The sequence below is a fragment of the Shewanella sp. WE21 genome, assembly GCF_002966515.1.
GTDB lineage: Bacteria > Pseudomonadota > Gammaproteobacteria > Enterobacterales > Shewanellaceae > Shewanella > Shewanella oncorhynchi.
This window is the reverse complement of the sequence record NZ_CP023019.1, coordinates 327,190-349,947: the sequence shown is the minus strand read 5'-3', so window position 1 is coordinate 349,947 and position 22,758 is coordinate 327,190. Positions and strand designations below refer to the sequence as shown.

The window sequence follows — 22,758 nt, the reverse complement described above, 5'->3', positions numbered from 1 at the left end:
GCCCTGTCACAATTGTTTGTTTTTATTTGTTGATATGTGTTTAGTGGTTACTGCTTGTTTAGCGTTAGGTTAATTTTTATGCTGCCAATGTGAGCTTTATCAATTTTGATAGACGACGGTTTTGGCAGAATGCGTTATCTTTTTTACCGAGACCTAGCCTGATAACCCTATGCATAAAAATTCTACAAATGGTGAAACACACCTGTCAGATAATGCGATTTTACTATCAACGACGGATCTGAAGGGAAACATTAAATATGTGAATCAGACCTTTTCGCAGATCAGTGGGTTTAGTGTTGCTGAGTTGCAAGGGAATCCACATAACATAGTGCGCCATCAAGATATGCCTGCGGCTGCATTTAAGATCCTCTGGGAGCGAATTAAGCAGGGCAAGCCTTGGATGGGGATAGTTAAAAATCGCACCAAAACGGGCGGCTATTATTGGGTGAATGCCTACGTCGCGCCAGTGTATGAAGATGGTAAAGTTCATGAGTATCAATCTGTTCGTCGCCAAGCCACCCCTGAGCAGATTAAAGCCGCTGAGAGTATTTACAGTGATATTAATCAGGGCAAGCAACCTAAAGTATTGCGTAAAGATAGGTTAGGTTTCAGTGGTAAAATACTGCTGGCCATGTTGGTTTCGATTACGGCTACGGCGATGATTGCCAGTTATTCCCCCATAGTTGCCGCGATGGTGGGAATGAGTCTCGCGTGCCTAGCATGGTATTACCTGATGCAGCCGCTGCAAAAGCTTGTGTCTATGGCAACCAACATTATTGACGATCCCGTCGCTACGGGCGTCTACACCGGCCGTCAAGATGAGATCGGTAAATTAGACCTCGCCCTACGTTTTTTGATCACTGAAATTGGTGGCGTTGTTGGCCGTATGGCTGATTCTGCCAGTGAGATCCAAGCACAAAGTGTCAGCCTTAAACAAACCATTACAAACACTTGGGAGCACGCAGATAGTCAGAGTGAACAAACCACGCAAGCTGCGACTGCGATGGAGCAGATGAGTGCCAGTTTTGCTGAAGTAACGGGAAACATTCATCGTACTGCCTCGGAAATGGTGTCGAGCCATGAGGCGGCTCAACGCGGGCATTCTCGTTTAGAAACGGTTATTGATGCGATACATCAGTTAAGTGTGCAAGTGAGCCACTTTTCCGATGTTGTACAAGCTATTGAACAAGATAGCAGTGCGATTCACCAAGTGCTCGAAGTCATACGTGCCATTGCCGACCAAACTAACTTATTAGCCTTAAATGCGGCAATTGAAGCGGCGCGGGCTGGGGAGAGTGGTCGTGGTTTTGCCGTGGTGGCCGATGAGGTCAGGCAGTTATCGAGCCGTACTAGCCAATCCACCTCGCAAATTGAGTTAATTGTTAGCCGTTTTAGGGAAAGCACTCAAAGGGCGACCTCGACCATGATGGCGGGGCAGGAACAGGTAAAACGTTCGGTTAGCTTAGCGCAAGATGCGAGTGTGGCTTTTGGCGAGTTGCTTTCATCTATTTCGCGAATTAATTCTTTGAGTGATGATAATGCGGCGGCGATGACGCAGCAGACTTCGGTGGCCGCAGAAATTAGCCGAGCCATCCATGTGATCAGCGACTTGGCTCAGCAGAGTTTAGAGCAGACGCTCGATGCGGCAGCGCGGGGTGATCAAGTGTCGCGTTTATCGACCAAGACGCATCATTTGTCCCAACAGTTTTGGCAGCAGAGTGTGCAACGTAAATATTAAGCGTATTTACCTTATGTCGTATTGCATTTTCTGATTGATTTATTATTAATGCCTGTTTATAAATCAATCACTTAATCATGTTTTTCTCGCTGTTTTATTTTTGACTTCTTGATGGAGGTCACATTTAGGAGATGCTAATACCTGAGTTGACCGAAATATTTGCCAATAACCCTTGTGTTTTATCCTGCATGCCCCAAGCTCTATTAGTGAAGCAAAAATAAAAGTAATGACACTAAAAGGGACAACCTATGAAAATAAATATTTCTGGTCACCACGTCGATGTTACTGATTCTATTAGAGAAGATGTTAACGAAAAATTTGCAAAAATCGCCACCCATTTCCCCTCTCTGATCGCACTGGACATTATTATTGCGAAAGAGCATGGCGAGTATCAGGTTGAGCTTCGTACGAATTATGAAGGAAGCCGTATTTCTGCTTCAGGTACCGATGAGGTTATGTACCCAGCAATCAAAGCCGCATCGAAAAAATTAGATGCAGCACTTAAGCACCGTAAAGGTCAGTTAAAAGCGGATTTGCATGAAACCCCGAGCTGTACAACGCCCGCTATTGCCCATGAAATTATCCAAGAGATGGATCTTCGTTAGGTTTTAGCCATAACTCATCGCTTTAGATGAGCACAAAAAGGGCCTTAAATGGCCCTTTTTGTTGGCAATAGGGTTTGGTTTAATGCTAATGGGTTAAATCAATGCCAGTTGCAATCCCTTGAGCACAGCTTGGGTACGGTCTCGGCAATCGAGTTTAGTGAGTATGTTAGAGACATGATTCTTCACTGTGCCCTCGGCTAAAAATACCGCATTGGCGATTTCTTTATTGGAGAAGCCGCCTGCCATAAAACTGAGAATTTCCCGCTCCCGTTCCGACAATAATTCATTTCTAGTTACCCCAATGCTAGGTGCAGGTTTAGGCTCACTCATCTGTTTGAGCACCGAAGGCTCTATCAAGTAGCCGCCTTTGGCGACGGTTTCGATGGCGTGCAGTAACTTGTCGAGTGACACGTCCTTGAGCAAAAAGCCGTTGGCTCCCGCCTGTAAACTATTGAGGAATAACTCACTGTCGTCGAAGGTGGTTAACATGATGACAGGTAAGCGATTGGCACTTTGCCGTATCTGTTTGAGCATGGCGATACCATCAAGATTTGGCATACGGATATCACTGAGCAGCACATCGACGGGATTGCTGGCAAGCTTTTTGAGTGCATCTTGACCGTCTTCGGCTTGCCATAACACGCGAATGTTGTCGGAAATAGCGAGCAGGCTGGCGATCCCTTGGCGAACCAATTGCTGATCTTCCACTAAACCGACACTGATGATGTTGTTTTGCGTATCCATAGTGATCCCAAAGCGTTTTTAATAAAAAGTTAAGCGAGTGCAGGGAGTGTGAGGGTGAGTTGGCAACCGGACGCCGAGTCATTTGCCCTTAACTCCAAGGTGCCATTAAAGGGTTGTAGCCTTTCCTGCATGCCGCCGAGCCCAGTACCGAACTGCCCTGTACCGAACTGTCCTGTACCGAACGGTCCTGTACCGTTTAGCCCTGTGCCGCTTTTAACTGATGTGTTTCGCGCGGCTCCCCGTGTTAGCCCCACGCCGTTGTCGCTTAGTTGCAATACCAGTGCGCTTTGGGAGTCTTGCATGCTCAATTGCAGTTGATTCGCCTTGCCGTGACGAACGGCGTTGCTGATGCCTTCCTGCAGCACTAACAGTAGCGCCTGAGTCAGTTCGGCTGATTGCAGTGGCTTCATCCCTTTGCAGTTAAGAGTCACGTTGGGTAAGCGGGTCATCAGTGCCTCTAAAGGTGGGACTAAATCCAATCCCACTTGCACTCTTTGAGCCCTGACGACGGCGCGAATACTTTCAAGTAACTCTTTAGCTAAGGATTTACTTTGGTTAACTTGAGGTTTGAGCTCCTCGGGCGCTTTATGGCTCAGTACTTCTAATTGCAGAGAGAGTGCTGTGAGCTGGTGGCCAAGAATGTCGTGTAAATCGCGGGAGATCCTTAATCTTTCTTGCTGTTCGCTGGCTTGGCTCAGCAGGGCGCGAGTGGCAATAAGCTGTTGGTTTAGCTGTTCTTGTATCAAACGTGATTTACGTTCAGAAAGCCTTGCTTGGCTACTGCTGTAGGCAAAGAATTGAAAACCAAGATAAATCAAAATATTGAACACATTGCTTTGTTCATGCAATTGCCATTGCTGCAGTAGGTAATAAACAACATTGACCAACACTAGCTGTGAAATGGCTTGGCGACGACTAAAAAACTCAGGCAACAGTGACGCCCAAATGACGAAGAGGATAGGCAGCAATGCGTTGTTTGCTGTGAGCATTAAGCTCATCACGGTCAACGGCATCACTAGCGTGGTTATGCGGCGAAGTTGAATATTATTATGCGCAACTTTATCGGTAGCTATCAGTATAAATTGCACTAAATACAGCCCATAAAGCGTTGCATTGAGCATGCCTTGCCATGTATGCAATGCGGCTTGGTTTATCCCAACCCAAGCGACTAATGCCCAAGTGAGCACTCCTGCAGCAATCAACATGTTTTCTTCTTTCGCTAATCGATTTTCTAGCACGAATGACGATTCCTTAATCCAATTCTGCCGACCATTCTAAGGTATCACCGCCAGATGTCACTATGCCAAAAGTCATGTTGTTATCATTTTGTTTCATGACTTTTGGCACCTGTTTTTCGTCCTGCGATTTTTTAAGCTAACTCCATCGCAGTTACTTATCAGCGCAAATAACAGGAGTAAGACATGAAACACGTGAACTCGGCTATGACAACTCAGATTCGCCAAGCAAATATGACCAAAAGGACGTTATCAGCGATTTGGGGCGCAGGCTTAGCTTGCTCGCTCTTGTCGGCAGGAAGTGTGTCGGCAGGAAGCATGTCGGCTGAGAGCCAGGCACATACCCTGACTGTGGATATCGATAATATTCAAGTACAAACCGGCGCCTTGATGGTGGAGCTTTACGCCAATGCCGAGGATTACGCCGCAGGCCACAATCCTAGTGCGTCTATGATAAAACCCGTCACTAAGACAGAGCATAGGCTGGTATTTAGCGATCTCGCTGATGGCCAATATGCGGTCAAGGTCTTTCACGATGAAAATGGCAACCACAGCTTAGATACCAATATGTTAGGTGTGCCGAGTGAAGGCTATGGTTTTAGCAATAACGCCGGCAGTTTTGGACCTGCGAGCTTTAAAGACGCCAGCTTTAGTTTGCAGGCCGATGCGCAAATCACTATACACATTCGCTAAGAGGGGCGCTGCACCATGGATAGACGTCAATTTCTAGCAGGCTCAGCCGCCCTCATGACGAGTGCAGTTTGGGCCAGTTCAGTGGATAAATTGCTGGCGCTGGATAACGCACAAACGGTCGCACGTGAGCCATGGGCGATTGGATTTAGTGGTGCTGAAGCTGACTATCAGCCACTGACTATGCAGGTTTCAGGCGAGTGGCCAGCGCAGTTGAGCGGCAATCTATATCGTAATGGGCCAGCGAAAATGTCTCGGGCAGGTAAGGCATATCAGCATTGGTTCGATGGCGATGGCATGGTGCAGCAGTTTAGTGTGAGCAATAGGCAAATTCAGCATCAGGCTAAGTTTATCCAAACAAAGAAGTTTAAAGTGGAAGAGGCCGCTGGCGCGTTTAAGTACACGACTGCAGGCACAGTGATCCCCAATGCTTTACCTATTCGAAATAACGACGATTTGAATGTGGCCAATACTAGTTTATTGCCGCGCCACGGCGAGTTGCTCGCTTTATGGGAGGCGGGTTCACCCTATCGACTTGATGCTCAGACCTTAACCACGCTTGGCGTGAAAAGCTTTGGTGACAAATTTAAGGGCTTGCCCTTTTCTGCTCACCCACTCGATGACGGACAAGGTGGACTATGGAATTTTGGCGTCTGGTATGTCGGTGGTGAGAAGCAATTACTTGTGTATCAAGTGGCAGCCGATGACAGCATTGCCAGAATGGAAGTGATTGAATTACCTCAAGCTAGCTATTTACATGCCTTCGCGCAGAGTGAGAATAAGCTGGTGTTTTACATTTCATCTTGCGTGTATGAAGAGGGCGAAACCTATATTGATGCCTTTAAATGGCGCCCCGAATTGCCATCGCAATTACTGGTTATCGACAAAGCCGACTTTAAAGCGCGCCAGTTACACCCGTTGCCTGCGGGGTTTGTGTTTCACTTTGGTCAAGCCATTGAGAAGAATGACGAACTTTCGGTGCAGCTTTGCCTCTATCCCAATTCAGCTATTTTAACCCAAGGGATGAAGGGGTTACTGACGGGGGAGCGTAAAACTAAGACACCCCATGCAGAGTTAGTGACTATCACAGTACCGCTCACAGTAGCACTTACAGCAACTAGCAAAGCGCAGTTTGCGGAGACCTTGTCTTCCTCTGCACGTATTAACCGCAGCGGCGTGATGATGGAGTTTCCCCAGTTTTCGCAGCACATTATGGGTAAAAAACAAACTAGCGGTGAAAAAACGTTTGCAGAGAAAACAGGCGGGGCTTCGGCGTTTGCTCCGTTATTTGGCGTTGGAGCAAGATCAGATTCAGGTGTTAACTCTGGCTCCAGCTCTAACTTTAAATATGAAGCAGAAGCCGAATCTGAATCAGGGCTAAGTAACACTCTGTATTGTATTCATAATACAAAAGACAGCAGCAAGCACAGTGCGGATACACTTGGCGACGCGAGCTATAGCGAGTTTTATCTTGGCAAAGGCAAAATTGCCGAAGAGCCGCTCTATATCCCCGCCACTGAGCAGCACGAAGCCTATTTACTGATGACTTGGCTCGATTACCATAATGCACAGTCTGGTTTGTCTTTGTTTCGTGCCAGTGATATCAGTGCGGGCCCCATCGCTTCGGCTCAAATGAACAGAGTATTGCCACTAGGGTTCCATGGTTGCTTTATTGAAGCTTAATGTTTTGATCTATAAATAAAAAACGCAGCTCTTAGCTGCGTTTTTGTTTCAGGCGAAAGAAACGTTTAGTCATCAATTTCCGCATTGTGATAGACGTTTTGTACGTCGTCACAATCTTCAAGTGCGGCAATAAACTTTTCAAACATAACGACATCTTCACCTTCAACTTTAGTCATGTCCTGCGGTACGAAGGTGATATTGTCAAATTCAAAGTTAACATCTGGCATCGCTTCGGTCAGCGCAGTTTTGACTTTAAAGTATTCAGTGTGCGGCGCGTAAACTGTGATTAAGCCATCTTCCAGCTCAACATCGCTTACATCAACGTCAGCCATCATCAGCAGTTCTAAAATCGCATCTTCGTCATCACCCGCAAACACGAACACGGCTTGATGATCAAACATGTGGCCAACTGTACCTGGGCCGCCGAGTTTGGCATCGTTTTTCACGAAGGCTTGACGCACTTCGGTGAAGGTACGTTTTACGTTATCGGTTAAGCAGTCAACAATGACCATGCAGTTGCCAGGACCAAAACCTTCGTAACGGGCGGTATCGTAATCTTCACCACCGCCGCCTTTGGCTTTTTCAATTGCGCGTTCAATAACATGCGCAGGCACTTGGTCTTTCTTAGCGCGTTCAATTAAGCGACGCAGTGATAAGTTTCCATCGGGCTCAACGCCGCCTTGCTTAGCGACAACGTAAATCTCTTTACCGTAGCGTGAATAAATGCGGGTTTTTTGACCGGCTGTTTTCGCCATGGATTCTTTCTTGTTTTGATATGCTCTGCCCATCTTGATCTCGTTAGCTCAAAAAAATTGCGCCGATATTAGCAGTTTTCTTGGCATAAGTGCAGTCGTCCCTATGTGATTTATTACCTAGAAGGCGACGGGGCACGCATTTCAGGGCAAAGTTGGTTTTCTCAAGGAAGATCCGCTTTTAGATGGACTAGGACTATATCTCGATAGATTAATACTAATGTCTAATGCCATACGCTCGTGAGACTGTTGATGATAGCTAACTTCTACTTTGTTTATTTAGCGAGATAAATTATCTAGCTTATTCAGAGAAATAGACTAAAACTATAAATCTTGAGCGCTATCATAGTTAGCCCTCCCTCGTCAGTTGTAAGCAATAGCCGCTGTAATTGATAGCAGCTGAACGAAGGCTAATGATTCGACTCTTAGCATTTCCCTTTCATTTTTACCTTGCGCAGTTACGGGAAGTATATGGAAATACAGCACAAAATTTTAATTTTCATCAGTTTCACGCTGGTCACTCTGGGGAGTTTATTATTTGAGGGACTGCATCTTCCGAGTATTGTGCAGGCATTGATCTTGGGCGTTCTTGCCTGTGGCTTAGTGGTGTGGGTGTGTTTGCGCGCATCTAAGGCTAAGCTCGACACCGATGAGGCAAACATTAAGGCATTACAAGAGCAAAGCATTCCCGCCCACGACATTAGTGTGCAAACCAGCAAAATGGCTATCGGTTCGGCTGAGGTGTCGCATTTTATTGATTTATTGAATAAATCAATTGAATCAAATGGCGAGCATGCCAGTGCCATTGCGGTTGCTGCAGGGCAATTGAGCCACACTACGGCCCAACTTGGTGATAATGCCGCCGATATTTTAGGCCAAGCTCAAGAGGCTGAGCGCGTTAGCGTGCAGGGACGAAGTCAAGCTCAGAAAGGTGTTGCAGCCATTCGTTCACTGAGTACGGATATTGATACTGCCGCTGAGCAAGTGCAGGCGCTTAAATCAAGAGCCGAAGAAATCCAAAAAATTACCGAGGTGATTAACTCCGTTGCCGAGCAAACTAATCTGTTGGCGTTAAATGCGGCCATCGAAGCGGCTCGTGCGGGAGAGCAGGGGCGAGGTTTTGCGGTAGTGGCAGACGAAGTACGCAGCCTTGCGGGTAAAACGGCGGGTGCAACCCAAGATATTGGCAAAATGCTATTAGAAATCCGCAGTGAAACGGATAAAACTTCTGGGCTGATGGAAAGGGTCGTAACGCAAACCGCCGATGTGGTCGCCGCCATGGGCGAGTTAGACGCGCACTTCACTGAGATTTCGGCTTCTGTGACCCAATCGGCCCATGCCTTAGGTGATATGGAAGATTCACTCAAACAATATAACAACACTACTAACGACATTAGCCGCTCGGTGACTCAAATACGTGACTCGTTAAATTCGACGGGTAAACAGAGTCATAGCGTATCCGAGCAGGCCTTTACTTTATCCTTGACCACTGAGGGTATTTTTAAAGCGCTGTCTAAATGGGATACACAAACCTTCGATCAGCAGGTTTTGCAATTGGCGAATGTTGCCGCTAAAGCGTGCGGTGACAAGTTAGCACAAGGTTTAGCCAGTGGCAGTTTTAGCGAGGCGGATTTGTTTAATCCTAAATATCAACCTATTGCCAATACTCAGCCACAGAAATACAGCACGGCTTTCGACCGTTATACCGATCAGCATTTTCCAACAATTCAAGAGCCCATTCTGGCAAAACACAGCGAAATTATTTATGCGGGAGCCGTTGATAGGAAAGGTTATTTTCCGACCCATAATAAACGCTTTAGCCAAGCACTGACAGGCAAAGTTGAGGTTGATATGGTGCACAATCGAACCAAACGCTTGTTTAATGATCCGACAGGGATCCGTTGCGGCGCCCATACTGAACCTGTGCTATTGCAAACTTATAAACGCGATACGGGCGAAGTGATGCACGACTTGTCGGTACCCATTTTTGTAAACGGTAAACATTGGGGCGGATTTCGAGTGGGATTTAAAGCTAAGTAGATTACTGATAACTCAAATTTAGGTTATTTACTCTAAAAAATGCATAAAAACGCATCTTTATTTGTGTCTTATATGTGATCGATAGTGGGTAATTGATTAACATAATAGAAATAGATTGGCATCTTTTTGCCGAAGTGCTTAAATAGCCCAAGGTGTACAGTATAAGACAGTATTGTATCCAATAAAAAATCATAAAATTTGAATAAGACCTTAAGCAATTGATTTAAAATGTTTAAAATATCTTTCTGGATATTTTAAAATGTTAAGGACAGGGAGCTCTCTTGCGACGTAAATATAACGCAGTAGATGCTGCTTAATGTGAGTTAAATGTGATGCAAGCAAATCAAGCGACTGTAACTGTTTTATATTATGATGCGCCCGTAGGGTTAATTATGCACAACGCCGTATTAGGTAATTTGCCAGTGAGTGAAGCTGGGCGTGTGATGATACCTGCAAGTTTCCGCAAGGGAAAATCTATCATTGCTGTACTTGAAGGTGAGTGTAAGATATTGAATTCATTAGGCGAGCGAGTGTTTGCTCAAGCTAATATAGGTTAACATTTTAAACTAATCGTCATTCTTGGGACGAATAATTCGCTTTGCTAAATTATCGTCCCGACATCTTCTGCAAAAATTCTATTCAATCCATCTATTTCTATTAATGTTAGCGCTTGTTCGCCTAATCATATTCGGTTAGTCATTCAGATATTTACTGTCCCACAAATTAACGCACTTTAATGGCAGACTTCTGCCAATAATTGGTCTGCAAGGTACTGTAAGGTTTCGGCATTAGGATGGGTGTGGGCGAAGGTTCTTAAACCATAAATTCCCATCATTAAATATTGGGCTCTTTGCTCGCTGCTGCGATTGCCTTGGAGGAGTCCTTGTAACGTTGCGGTGGCAAATTGTAGTGTGAGTGCTTGCTGCCAAGATTGTAGATACTGATTGATGATGTCCCGGATCTCAACATCTTGCTCTGCAATTTCATTTAACGCTTTTGTCAGTAAGCAAGCTTGGGCGCTATCGCAACTCAGACATTCAATAACGAGATGATCTAAGTAGGTTTTCAAATTAGTCAGCACATTCTCGCCATTGCCGAATAGATTGTTGAATTGCTCGTTTCTGTCGAGTTGATATTGCTCAATGGCCGCGATTAATAACCCGCGTTTATTAGTGAAGGCGCAGTAAATCGACCCCGGATGTAATCCCGTGGCTTGAGTAAGATCTTGCATGCTCGTTTTGGTGTAACCCTTGTGCATGAAGGCGGCCATAGCGCCGCGAAGTACCTGTTCTCGGTCGAACTCTGCATTACGCATCGAATTTAATTCACTTGTATAGAAACGCTTAGGCCAGATTCTACCTAAATTTGAACAAACATTCAAAAATGAACTTGAATGATCGTTCAAATAATAATATCTTGAATGCATATTCAAGAATGGGACTGAGAAAATGACCACACAAACCACGCCAAATTCATTGGTAAATCTGTTCGATACCTACTCACTTAATGACACTATTACCTTAAATAATCGTATCTTAATGGCACCTTTAACCCGTTGTATGGCGGATGCCGATTTAGTGCCGACCGATGATATGGTTGCCTATTATGCACGCCGCGCCGAAGCGGGTTTGATCATCACAGAGGCGACGATTATTCGTCCCGATGCCCAAGGTTATCCAAATACCCCTGGTATTTTTACTCAAGCGCAAATTGCTGGCTGGCGTAAAGTGACCGATGCGGTACATGCCAATGGCGGTAAGATTTTTGTGCAGTTATGGCATACGGGCCGTGTTGCTCATCCACACTTTTTCGGTGGTGGTGATGTGCTTGCGGCATCAGCGCAGAAGATTGAAGGCAGCGTGCCAAGAATGCGCGAACTGACTTATGTCACGCCAAAACCTGCCACACTTGAGGATATTCAAGGCCTAGTGCGTGATTACGCCAAAGCGGCGGAAAATGCCATTGAAGCTGGGTTCGATGGCGTCGAAATCCACGGTGCAAATGGTTATTTGATTGACACTTTCTTACACCATGACAGCAATCGCCGCACCGATGAATACGGTGGCACTCCAGCCAATATGTCCCGTTTTGCGCTTGAGGTTGTCGATGCTGTTGTGGCTCGTATCGGCAAAGACAGAACCGGTTTACGGATTTCTCCAGGAGCTTATTTCAATATGGCGGCAGATAGTCGTGACCGCGAAGTATTCGATTACTTCTTGCCTGAGCTGGAATCCCGCGATATCGCTTTTGTGCATATTGGGATTTTCGATGACAGCATGGAATTCGATTATCTTGGTGGCAGAGCTTCAAGCTATGTGCGCGCACACTATGGCAAAACCTTAGTGGGAGTTGGAAGCTACAGCGCTGAAACCGCCAGTGAAGCGATTGCGGCGAATAAGTTTGATTTGATTGCTATCGGTCGCCCATTCATTGCCAATCCTGACTATGTTGCTCGCGTGCGTGATGGCGTTGAACTTGTTCCTTACAGCGATGAAATGCTTACAAGCTTAGTGTAGTTTCGCTTAATAGCTTTATAAAGAAAGGGTTAGCATTGGCTAACCCTTTTTGTTTATTTTATCTCGTGCCTTTTATTTAATCCGTTTTAACTAAGGATCTGAGTGCGGTGAGCTTTTGCTGAGCGATGCCAAAAATGCTCTCGGGAGAATATTGCCCTTGGCTAGGTGCGGCCGTTTGCGGCAAACTTCCTGCGGTTTTACCGAGCAGTAATTCCATTGCTTGAGTCACATGGGTAATAGCCCAAATATGGAATTCCCCCTGTGCCACTGCATCGACAATGTCTTTGCGCAGCATAAGGTTAGCCATGTTCGAGGCAGGAATAATCACCCCTTGTTCCGGCGTACGGCCTTTTATTTTGCAGACATCGAAGAAGCCTTCAATTTTTTCATTCACGCCGCCAATGGGCTGAGCCTCACCAAACTGGTTCATCGAACCTGTGATGGCAATATCTTGCCTAATTGCTTGCTCGCTAATAGCCGAGATAATGGCGCAGCATTCGGCCATTGACGCGCTGTCACCGTCCACACCGCTGTATGATTGCTCAAAGGTGAGGTAAGTGGTGAGCGGGATTTGCGCCGTCTTACCTAAAACTGAGGCTAAATAAGCGGTTAAGATCAACACGCCCTTAGAATGGATGCGGCCCCCAAGTTTGACTCTGTGCTCGATATCCATCACTTCACCCTTACCAAACGCAGTGGTTGCTGTGATGCGATTAGGCATACCAAACTGATGATCTGAGGTCGAGATTACGGATAAGGCATTGATTTGCCCAACCACTTTGCCCTGAGTGCTAATCAAGGTCGTGCCGTTGGTAAAGCTTTGCATTATGTTGTCGTGCAGACGCGAGACTCTTTGCTCTTGATTTCGCAGTGCTTGCTCAACGTGCGGCACTAAAATTTGCTGACTGCCCGAAGATTTAGCGCAGTAGTTTGATTCCCGCAGTAAGTTGGCAATATTCGCCGAGTGTAGCGACAGTTTTTGTTGGTCTTCGGCTTCCCGCGAGCTGTATTCGATGATGCGTGCTATAGCCGCACGGTCGCAATGTAGCATGTTGTTGTCGTGAACTATGCTCGAAATAAAGCGGGCATAGTGCGCCTCAGAAGTTGAGGTTCTGTCCATCACATCTTCAAAATCGGCGGTAACGCGGAATAACTCACTGAAGTCAGGATCATAGTGCTGTAATAGCTGATAAGTTTCATGATCGCCAAACAGAATAATTTTCACATCTAAGGGGATAGGCTCAGGCGCCAATGAAATCGTGCCCGACAGTGACACTTCCCGTTCGAGTGAACTTAAATCGAGTTTGCGTGAACGCAGGGCGCGTTTTAGTCCGTCCCACACGTAAGGGCGCTCTAATACTTTAACGGCATCCATTAATAACACGCCGCCGTTAGCTTTGTGCAGACTGCCGGAGCGGATAAGTGAGAAGTCGGTGAACACTGTCCCCCTGAAGGTGGCATTTTCCACATAGCCAAATAGGCTGTGATAACTTGGGCTTTCTTCTACGACAATAGGGAATTTTTGAGTCCCTTGAGCGACCAAAACGTTAACTTGGTAGCGGCGGGGCATTTTCTTTTCAAGGGAAGCGTAGGCTAGGCCCAGTTGTTCTTCACTTTCTTCTAAAAAGATATCTAAATTGTCTAAGATATCCGCCTGCATACCGGTTAAGAAAGTCCGCGCTTCGGGCTGGTGCTTGAACTTATCTTTGAGTGGCTTAATAAAATGGATTAATACTTCTTTGGCGACTTGTTCGTCGTGCTCTTGCTGCTTGTCGCTGAATTCTTCTTCCCATTCAGTGATTTGGCGAATAATACCGCGTAGTTTAACCTCTAGGCCATTGATATTACTTTCAAATTGACTACGTTCAGTCTCAGTCAATGCTTCGAATGAAGCTTCGTCATGGGGTTCTTCACCATTGAGCGCTACCATTTGATAGTCGCCCTGCATGGTTAAACTGAGGCTGATGCCTTTTTGTTTCGCTTCTTCGGTTAATTCAGTGAGTGCGACTTCTTGCTTCTGTGATAATTGGCTTTTGAGCTTTTCGGTGCGGGCATAATACATTTCATTATCAAAGGCTAAAGGCATAGCTTTGACAAGTTTAAGCATCAACTTTTCGACGGCTTTTTTAAATTCAAGCCCAGTCCCTGCGCTCAGTTTCAGTACTTTAGGGCAACGGGTATCATCGAAATTAACCACATAGCACCAATCGTACAGGGTATGGTCGTTTGGCTCGTGACGGCTTAGGTAACGCAGCATCATGGTCCGTTTGCCGAGGCCGTTCTGACCTATGGCGTAGATGTTGTAACCCTTTTCTTTAATTCCCATTGCAAACTCTACCGCTTGCTGGGCGCGTTCTTGGCCGACAATATCATTGAGAGGTGTGAGTTCTGCTGTCGATTGGCAATCTGTGCTTAATTGGTCGAGTTCGCAAATGCGATATAATTGTTTACTGTTGAGCAGGGTAGCTTGGCTTGATACGACGTCAGTGGGCATAAATATCCTTGGTTTTTCAGCCTTATTATTTCCATTGTAGACAATAAGATAGCATTTTTGTCAATCAAAACCCTGTTATTGCTGATATATGTCTTTAGGGATGGTTTTCTCTCGCTAAGAAAGTGCTGAATTATCGGGGGAAGACTTAATTGATTAAGTCTAACTAATTGTTACTCAATAAACTTATCGCGATACTGACACTAAAATTTTGTGCTAAAGTAGCAAATGCAATGTTAGTTGGATTTACCCGTGCAAGCAGTCTGCTGGGTGTGAGTAAGTTAGTGTGAATTTTGATGGTTTGACCTCTACCACCCTAAAAGGTGGATATGATGGAGTAAGTTTTAGATCCAACCTTAGTGCCAATTGAGATGTATTGATTTGATGTTAAACGTAAAATTTTATGAGATTTTACTGCTTGGTTAACGTTTTCCCTCTGTAGCAATATTGGGCATGTGTTTAAGGTCTTACGGTATTCTCGCCATAGGCCGATTGAGCAGTAACGAGATCTGAGTTGGCAAGATGATGATAGATGTACCTATTACGCAGCAACAGCTGGATAACTGGTTGAGTGACTTAAATTTAGTCGCTGAGATATCAAGCAGTAAAGCAATGTTATTAGCATGGAATGCTGCGGGTGAACTTAGCAGCATGTTAAGTTCAGACTCTGCGGCTGAAAGTGAAATACAGGCAATACTCAGCCACCTAAGTGGCAATCATTTGGCTAACCCCCAGCCTGCTATAAGCCAGTCCGTTGCGATGCCGTCAATGGTCACACCATCCGAAATCGTTCCTAATCCCTTTGATATAATTGATAAACCTACTATTTCCCCGCTAAGCAATGCTAAGTTGTACAGCTTGAGCGAGCCGATTTCAGCATTGCCGCGATTAGGCAGTCATCAAATCACGGCTGCATTATCTGTATCACAGCTAACTGAGCAGGTACGTGAGCCTCTGTTAATTATGGATACTCTGCAGCACTCAGATTGGCACACTTGTAGCGCAATCGGCAGCGTGATTTGTTTGTCTCTCGCTTGGCCATCTGGGGCTAATTTTGGCTTTTTATGCTTCTATCATAACAAGGCTCACGGCGTAGATTCAAAAACGCTACAACTCGCTAAGCTTATCAGCGATAGCATTCAATACCAGTTAGGCGAGATATTGAGCCAACATAATGCGGCTGAAACATTAAGCCGAGGTTCACCGAGTCGTGTCGATACGGTCGATTTACAAACTTTTATCGATAGTTTTGACGAACATATTTGGATGAAAAATGCCGCAGGCATTTACACTCTTTGCAATCGTAGTGTTGAGAATGCGTGGGAAATGCCCCGCAGTGAGATTGTTGGTAAATCCGATGTTGAACTCTTTGGTGCTGATATTGCAGAGATTTTTCTAGAGGGTGATAGGCTCGCTATCGAGTCTGGTACGCCTATCATTGTCGCTGAGTGTTTAGATGGCAGTGAAGCTAAAAATCATCTTTGGTTAGAAACGCTAAAACTCCCAACACTCAATGCCAAGGGGGAGCTCGTGGGCGTTATCGGTATGACTCGCAACATCTCCAAGCATAAAGCAGTTGAAGAACAGCTGACACTGGCGACCAATGTGTTTAAAAACTCGGTTGAAGGTGTCGTTGTGACCGATCGGCATGGCAATATTACCGACGTTAACGGTGCATTTTTTGAGATCACAGGTTATGTGAGGGAAGAGTTACTCGGCCAGAATCCTCGGATTTTTAGTTCGGGTCGGCATGATAAAGATTTTTTCGATAAACTCTGGAATACCTTGTTTACTCAAGGTAAATGGAATGGCGAAATTTGGAATCGGCGCAAGAACGGCACGATTTTTCCGCAAAATATCACCATAAGCACTATTTATGATGACGTTGGAGATGTGCGTTATTTTGTCGCTGTGTTTGCCGATATTTCAGCCCAGAAAGAGAATGAAGCGCAACTCACGCACTTAGCGTATTTTGACCCGCTAACGCATTTGCCCAATCGCATGAAGTTCATGATGCAGCTTAAGCAAGAAGTGCGACAAGCTAAGCGGCTGAATTTGCAATTAGCGACTGTGATGATTGATGTCGATCTGTTCAAGCATATCAACGACAGTTTTGGCCACAGTATAGGCGATGAAATGTTAGTTGAGCTTGCCAAGCGTTTACGCAGCCAAGTAGGCGATCAGGATGTGTTATCACGGATTGGTGGCGATGAGTTTGTGGCATTGATTTCAGGGATCGACAATAGTGCCGATGCCGCAGTTGCCATAAATCAATTGCGCCAAGTGTTTGAGCAACCTTTTATTGTGAGCACGGGCGACCACTTACGTTTAACGGCGAGTATGGGCGTTTCTTTGTATCCAAATGATGGAACCGATGCGGACACTTTACTGCGTAACGCCGATGCGGCCATGTATCGTGCCAAAAATGATGGCCGCAATAATTATGCTTTTTATACTGAGTCCTTAACTCAACAATCTTTTGAGCATCTTAAGCTGCAAAGTGCCCTCTATGGCGCGATTGAGCAAAATGCTTTGTACTTAATGTACCAGCCAAAACTCGATTTAGTGACTCGACAAACCGTTGGATTTGAAGCGCTACTGCGTTGGCACGATCCTCAACTGGGTTTGATTTCGCCCGCGGTATTTATACCTGTGGCAGAAAAAATTGGTCTTATCCATGAGATAGGTTTATGGGTGTTAGAAACCGCTTGCCGTCAGGGAATGCGTTGGCTTAGTGAAGGCAAACATTTTGGCCGTATTGCCGTGAACGTGGCAGGACAACAGTTACAGCGCAGCTCTTTTGTGGATGATGTGAAACGTGTCTTAGCTGAAACGGGTTTGCCCGCCAAGCATTTAGAGCTTGAAGTGACCGAAAGTGTGATGATGCAGAATCCTGATCTTGCTATCCGTGACTTAAAGCGACTTGGCGATCTGGGTATCGAATTATCGGTTGATGATTTTGGTACTGGCTATTCATCGCTCAACTATTTGAAAAAACTGCCTATTCATAAATTGAAAATTGATCAATCTTTTGTGCGGGACATTCCCTTCGATACCAACAATACCGCTATCGCTAAGGCTGTGATTGCGCTTGGACATGCGTTGAAGCTGGAAATTATCGCCGAAGGGGTTGAAACTAAAGAGCAAGCTGATTTCCTGCAACAAAACCAGTGCGATCAAGCCCAAGGTTACCTTTTTAGTCGTCCGCAACTAGCTGCAGATCTCGACGCATTTTTATCGTAAAACAAGTTTGCATATATCAATAGGACTAGCGCTATGCCGCTAGTCGCTTGGGTTTGTGTCTGCTAAAATTCTAGCCATTATTTTCAGTGGTTAACCGCAATGTCTTTTAGTGCCTTATCCTTAAACTCCACGTTAGTGAATACCTTAGCGGTTCTTGGCTATGAATCGCCAACGCCAATCCAGTTAGAAGCGATCCCTGCCATCTTAGCTAATCGGGATGTGATGGCTGGCGCCCAAACGGGTACAGGCAAAACCGCTGCGTTCGCCTTGCCTATCTTGCATCATTTGATGACACTCAGCCCTTCGCAAGAATTAATAACTGTGAGACCCGTACGCGCATTAGTCTTAGTGCCGACACGTGAACTGGCGGTGCAGGTACAGCAGAGTTTTGTTAAGTACGCTAAAGGGACTGATATTCGTATCGGTATCGCCTACGGCGGCGTGAGTATCGATGCGCAGGTTGCCGTGTTTAATGCAGGGATTGATGTGTTAATCGCAACACCGGGTCGCTTACTCGACCACCTTAGGCAAGGTGCATTAAATCTTAAGCAATTGAGTGTGCTTGTTTTTGATGAAGCCGACCGCATGCTCGACATGGGGTTTATGGATGAAATTCAAGCCGTGCTCAAGCAAGTGCCGAGTGACAGACAAACCCTGTTATTTTCTGCCACTTTAGATGCCGCTATCTTCAGCTTAAGTAAAACTTTACTGCGCGATCCTAAGTTGATTGAAGTTGCCAAGCGCAATACAACCGCTGCCGAAATTGAACAAGTGGTTTATGCCGTCGACGCCGACCGTAAAACCGAACTCGTCAGCCATCTGGTGCGCAGTAAAAACTGGCATCAAGTGCTGATTTTTAGTCGCACTAAGCAAGGCGTCGATAAACTGGTTCAGCAACTCAATAAAGCCGATATTAGCACTCAGGCGTTTCACGGTGACTTGTCCCAAGGCGCGCGCGAGAAGGTTTTGCAGGAATTTAAACAAGGTAAGATCCAAGTGCTAGTGGCAACGGATGTCGCCGCCAGAGGCCTAGATATCGTCGAGCTTAAATATGTGATCAACTTTGAGCTACCCTTTATTGCTGAAGATTATATTCATCGTATTGGTCGCACAGGTCGAGCGGGTAGTGCAGGGCTTGCTATCACCCTCTTTAGTCAAGAGGACGCCCTATTATTGGAAGAAGTTGAAGTTGTGCTCGACAAGCGTCTACCACAACAATGGTTACTTGGCTTTGAACCCGACTTTAATAAGATGGATACCGAACCTAGACGTAACGGCAAAGCGGCTCAGAAGCAAAGAGCGAAGAAACGGGCTTTGGGTGGAAAGGGGAAAAGGTAGGTTTTTAGGTGCGGCGTCTGAATGGCTGAATCTAATAGAGATTAGATCAAGTGGTGACATAATTCATTTATCGACGCCAGTTCAGTTCCCGCCGCCGCATTTTAATCAATAGCTCGAAATGGGTAATAGCCTGAAGGTTCAAACAAAAAGGGCTTAACCTTGCGGTTAAGCCCTTCTGGTAAAATTGGTGGGGCGGCGTCATCTGAATTGGTAGTTTAGTTTTTTGATATTGTTATGTTTTTAGTAATTTGATTTTAGTTGGTGTTACGTTTGGTGTTACTAAAGTCGAGTGCTAGGACATTTATTCAACTAGTAATGATTATGCTCGATGTAACTGTAATGACGGTTATTTACTTTGTTCATTTTTTTTGTTCGTCAATTCGTGAAGCTTCGAGATTCCGTCTGTAAGTTCTTTGTTAATATTCAATTGTTTTGCAAGTTCTGCACATGGAGACTGATGATTACATGCACGAGAAGGTGTCATTATTCGGTTAAATTTATGCTTTTCTTTTTGCATCATTAAACGCTCTTTTTGTTCTGCCTTCTGCTTTGCTAATTCACGCTTTTCGGCTATGTAACTTTGGTAGTTGCCATTTATCAGCTTCGATATAATCTCAGCCTTTTTTTCTCCTTTGCACATCTGCGTTAACCGCTCTGATACTGACCGTTCGATGCTAATCGAAAGCGATACTGTTTCGTTGTTTTTACGGCAATTTTTGACGCGCCATGCGTTTCTCATTTTTCGAGCAAGTTCTTTTGCTTTTGAAAGGCTATAGCCTTGGCGTACTAATTCGTATCCTAACAATATTATAAAATCGTTTGCGTTTACTGTAGTTTCGGGCGGATTAAACCTAATCTCATTTCTTTTTAAATATGCAATTTCCCAAACGAGGTTGAATGTGCTATTAACTTCAATAAATTCAAATAGCTCTGCTGCGGCTCTGGCATTTAGGTCACTCATTGGTAATACCTCATCAGTAATTTTTGATTTTTCATATTACATGTAATGTAACATGTGTGCAATACTGTTGTGCGTACCGCCATTATGGTAATTTTAAAGGCTTTAAAGCTGATTTTTAGGATACTTAATTGAACTTACTGCACTCAATGAAAAATGCTACTTCTGATGCAAAGTTACTACTTCTCCGGTGGGCTGCATCAATCGAATTTTCGAAAAAGGCGTATAACATTGACCCTTTACTCGCTCCAATGGAACCTAAACAATTGGCTCAGACTTTCGGGTTAACTGAAAGGCGGGTAAAGAGTGCACTGATATATCTAGTTCAGGAAGGCTATGTGGATAAATATCCTAATCGTTATCTGAAGCGAGGTGGTGTGTTAGGTCCTCGATTTGAGTATTTTTTAACTGGTGCAGCTTGGCGCGGATGGAGTGAATTAATTGGTGAGTGTCTATTCAAAAATGAATTTATTCATGCACTTCTTGATAAGAACACTACGTTACCACGACAAGAGTTTAGATTGCTTTGGGCTGCTTTGGTCTTATTAGCCGATAGGTTTGGGTATGTCGTCGGGTACAGCGAGACAGAACTAAAAAAAATGTTAGGTATGTCGGATAAAGAATTTAAGCTAAGCATCCAAGCGATAAAACGCACAGACGGTGTTTGTATGCTTGCTAGGGAGGTTAGTCGTACTGATTTATTCACTCGCTTACCTGCAATTTTTCAGATGCGCACTAAAACTTATATCGGGCAATCAGTGCGATTAGGTGTGTCGTTACCATTTGGCTTCTTTAGACAGTTTGATTTCTTAAATAAGTTTTCCATATATCAACGCCGCTCTAGGAAGTTCCGTGCCTTGCGAAAGTTTGCACCTCAAAATTCGGAGCTTACTGATGAGCAGTATTTTAATTTATCGAAAATTTTTACTAATAAGAAGCTCTATGCGTATACACACCACTTTTGTATGTTAACAGTCTGTTCGCTATCACAAGAGTTAACTACTGCCGATATATGTAATTATAAAGGTTTGGAACAACGAGTACGATCTGAATTAGACAAGGGTTTTAATCTGGCCATGTTCGCTTCAACTACTTCTGACAGCGATGACATAAGTAAGTCTAGTAGTGATCTTTCACTACTAAGAGAGTTCACATTTGAAATGATGAGCCGTGAAATCGCGGATAAAATTACTCTGCTTGGTAAGCAACTTAATAGATTTCGTAGCATTTCTGGAGGGGCTATCAATCTACTGTGGCATATACCAAAGCAGCAGATGCGTGCAATTTTTTGGGAGTCAGAAGATCAATCTAAGATTAAAGATGAGGGGAGATCTCTGTTTGAACAAGAAGATAACAATTCCCGCCAAGAGCAGGGTCTTGTATTCACTGCATTGACACTATGTGTAACGTCTAGTAAACAACTTAAAAACTGTGCTGTTTATGGTGAAAAAATCCTCACCACTGATGCTAAGTTAAAGCACCCTTGTGTTGTGCAAGTTGAAAAAATTGAGGTATTCCCATAGCGGCTAGATTTTGCTTGTAGGGTGATAAAGCCATTCGAATGGTCATCTATTTGGATTCGACAACATCACGGGTAAGGCTTTTACTGTGATTTAATCTTCGAGTGAAATGGAACTAGAAAACACTGAGATAGACTAGGGTCATGTATTAATTCTTCCTATAGTTCACATGCCCTCAAGGGAGATGGTTTGTCTGTTTGTTATTACTATCTTCCATTATTGGTTACATTTACTACACCTGAGTTGACTCTACACATGGCTATCCATCTAACACTGAGAAGATACCTCCTCAGGTGATTAACGTTTAATTAGTAACTTCAAAGTTAAAGTTTACACGGACCATTTAGGTTATGAACAATAACCAATATGGAATCGCAGCATGTCAACTTCTAACACTAATCTTACCGTTATCAGCAATGCCCAGTATCAAGGCTTAAAGGTTAACTCTAGACCTTTAAGTGCTGTGTACTTAGACATAATATTGGAGACGATGCAGGCTGCTATTATTGACCATCCAAGAACCTTTATGGTGCGGTTTGATTTACATTTACCACAGCTTAATTTTCGTGATTCACCTGTAGTTTATGATTCAACGGTGATAACCAAGTTCTTTAAATCTCTGAACGCTAAAATACGACATGATAGGTTTGTCAAGGGACGCAAAGGTAAGCGTGTTCATCCTTGCACTCTGCGCTATATATGGGCAAAGGAGCGAGCTTGTGCAGAAACTGACCATTATCATATCGCTATCTTCCTTAATAATGATGCCTATAGCCATTTAGGAGATTTTAATCGGTTTGGTCAAAACCTGAGTACTAAGATTGTTGAGGCCTGGGCCAGTGCCTTAGGGTTAGATTATTTCAGTACTCGGCATTTAGTGTATTTCCCTGAAGATATGCCGGTTTATTACATCAATGGTAATGCCGAAAAGTATCCTCATACCTTCGGTAAGGCCTTCTATCGTTTGAGTTATTTTGCCAAGTTAGAGACTAAGCATTATGGCGATAGAAGGCGCTCATTTGGCAATAGTCGAGTGTAGGATTCGCATTAAGTCAGGCTGCTGGTGGGATTAAATATTGAGTTCTTACACAGCTTGCTCTCGCAGGTTAAAACGCTTGATGTATTTCATTAGACATTTTTATTTTCATGTTGTTGATTATTAACTCTTTAGTATAAAGTCAACCTGATGGGCAGAGGTCTTCACC

The 22,758-nt window shown here is 44.5% G+C and carries 17 protein-coding genes; 11 read left to right on the top strand and 6 right to left on the bottom strand.

What is annotated here, in order from left to right; translation table 11 throughout:
• Positions 1–169: 169 nt before the first annotated feature.
• Together CKQ84_RS01380 and raiA are read left to right on the top strand one after the other, a co-directional pair.
• Positions 170–1,738 (top strand): PAS domain-containing methyl-accepting chemotaxis protein, encoded by a 1,569-nt coding sequence (locus CKQ84_RS01380; RefSeq protein WP_105249832.1) that lies wholly within the window; start codon positions 170–172, stop codon positions 1,736–1,738.
• A gap of 248 nt (positions 1,739–1,986) precedes the next feature.
• Positions 1,987–2,343 (top strand): ribosome-associated translation inhibitor RaiA, encoded by a 357-nt coding sequence (gene raiA, locus CKQ84_RS01375; protein ID WP_028760784.1) that lies wholly within the window; start codon positions 1,987–1,989, stop codon positions 2,341–2,343.
• A 93-nt stretch (positions 2,344–2,436) separates the two neighbouring features.
• Here raiA and CKQ84_RS01370 read toward each other — a convergent pair whose 3' ends face one another.
• Positions 2,437–3,087, bottom strand: coding sequence for a response regulator transcription factor (locus tag CKQ84_RS01370; RefSeq protein WP_105249831.1), 651 nt, complete (start codon positions 3,085–3,087; stop codon positions 2,437–2,439).
• 29 nt (positions 3,088–3,116) lie between these two features.
• A complete protein-coding gene (locus CKQ84_RS01365) occupies positions 3,117–4,325 on the bottom strand; it encodes a sensor histidine kinase (protein ID WP_105249830.1) in 1,209 nt (402 codons plus the stop codon).
• Positions 4,326–4,508: 183 nt separating this feature from the next.
• Here CKQ84_RS01365 and CKQ84_RS01360 point away from each other — a divergent pair, with 183 nt between their 5' ends.
• Together CKQ84_RS01360 and CKQ84_RS01355 are read left to right on the top strand one after the other, a co-directional pair.
• On the top strand, positions 4,509–5,015 hold the full coding sequence (locus CKQ84_RS01360) for a DUF2141 domain-containing protein (protein ID WP_105249829.1): 507 nt from the start codon (positions 4,509–4,511) through the stop codon (positions 5,013–5,015).
• A gap of 15 nt (positions 5,016–5,030) precedes the next feature.
• On the top strand, positions 5,031–6,695 hold the full coding sequence (locus tag CKQ84_RS01355; RefSeq protein WP_105249828.1) for a carotenoid oxygenase family protein: 1,665 nt from the start codon (positions 5,031–5,033) through the stop codon (positions 6,693–6,695).
• Between the two features lie 65 nt (positions 6,696–6,760).
• Here the strand turns inward: CKQ84_RS01355 and CKQ84_RS01350 are convergent, their stop codons facing one another.
• Positions 6,761–7,483, bottom strand: a complete 723-nt coding sequence (locus CKQ84_RS01350; protein WP_105249827.1) for a YebC/PmpR family DNA-binding transcriptional regulator — start codon at positions 7,481–7,483, stop codon at positions 6,761–6,763.
• A gap of 435 nt (positions 7,484–7,918) precedes the next feature.
• Here CKQ84_RS01350 and CKQ84_RS01345 point away from each other — a divergent pair, with 435 nt between their 5' ends.
• Entirely contained in the window at positions 7,919–9,487 is a 1,569-nt protein-coding gene (locus tag CKQ84_RS01345; RefSeq protein ID WP_105249826.1) for a methyl-accepting chemotaxis protein, read from the top strand.
• A 332-nt stretch (positions 9,488–9,819) separates the two neighbouring features.
• Positions 9,820–10,044 (top strand): TIGR02922 family protein, encoded by a 225-nt coding sequence (locus tag CKQ84_RS01340; protein ID WP_028760777.1) that lies wholly within the window; start codon positions 9,820–9,822, stop codon positions 10,042–10,044.
• Positions 10,045–10,220: 176 nt separating this feature from the next.
• Here CKQ84_RS01340 and CKQ84_RS01335 read toward each other — a convergent pair whose 3' ends face one another.
• Entirely contained in the window at positions 10,221–10,802 is a 582-nt protein-coding gene (locus CKQ84_RS01335; RefSeq protein ID WP_028760776.1) for a TetR/AcrR family transcriptional regulator, read from the bottom strand.
• A 133-nt stretch (positions 10,803–10,935) separates the two neighbouring features.
• Here CKQ84_RS01335 and CKQ84_RS01330 point away from each other — a divergent pair, with 133 nt between their 5' ends.
• Positions 10,936–12,003, top strand: a complete 1,068-nt coding sequence (locus tag CKQ84_RS01330) for an alkene reductase (protein ID WP_028760775.1) — start codon at positions 10,936–10,938, stop codon at positions 12,001–12,003.
• Between the two features lie 76 nt (positions 12,004–12,079).
• On the opposite strand, the gene CKQ84_RS01325 is transcribed toward CKQ84_RS01330, so the two are convergent.
• Positions 12,080–14,497: a Lon protease family protein gene (locus CKQ84_RS01325; protein ID WP_105249825.1), complete on the bottom strand. Its 2,418-nt coding sequence runs from the start codon at positions 14,495–14,497 to the stop codon at positions 12,080–12,082.
• Positions 14,498–15,016: 519 nt separating this feature from the next.
• Between CKQ84_RS01325 and CKQ84_RS01320 the strand changes: the two genes are divergently transcribed.
• Together CKQ84_RS01320 and CKQ84_RS01315 are read left to right on the top strand one after the other, a co-directional pair.
• Positions 15,017–17,737, top strand: a complete 2,721-nt coding sequence (locus CKQ84_RS01320) for a bifunctional diguanylate cyclase/phosphodiesterase (RefSeq protein ID WP_105249824.1) — start codon at positions 15,017–15,019, stop codon at positions 17,735–17,737.
• Between the two features lie 99 nt (positions 17,738–17,836).
• On the top strand, positions 17,837–19,075 hold the full coding sequence (locus CKQ84_RS01315; RefSeq protein ID WP_105249823.1) for a DEAD/DEAH box helicase: 1,239 nt from the start codon (positions 17,837–17,839) through the stop codon (positions 19,073–19,075).
• A gap of 346 nt (positions 19,076–19,421) precedes the next feature.
• Here the strand turns inward: CKQ84_RS01315 and CKQ84_RS01310 are convergent, their stop codons facing one another.
• Entirely contained in the window at positions 19,422–20,036 is a 615-nt protein-coding gene (locus CKQ84_RS01310) for a hypothetical protein (RefSeq protein ID WP_105249822.1), read from the bottom strand.
• Between the two features lie 128 nt (positions 20,037–20,164).
• Here CKQ84_RS01310 and CKQ84_RS01305 point away from each other — a divergent pair, with 128 nt between their 5' ends.
• Positions 20,165–21,556, top strand: a complete 1,392-nt coding sequence (locus CKQ84_RS01305; RefSeq protein WP_158682984.1) for a hypothetical protein — start codon at positions 20,165–20,167, stop codon at positions 21,554–21,556.
• Between the two features lie 376 nt (positions 21,557–21,932).
• Positions 21,933–22,592, top strand: a complete 660-nt coding sequence (locus CKQ84_RS01300) for an inovirus Gp2 family protein (protein WP_105249820.1) — start codon at positions 21,933–21,935, stop codon at positions 22,590–22,592.
• The last annotated feature ends 166 nt before the right edge of the window (positions 22,593–22,758 follow it).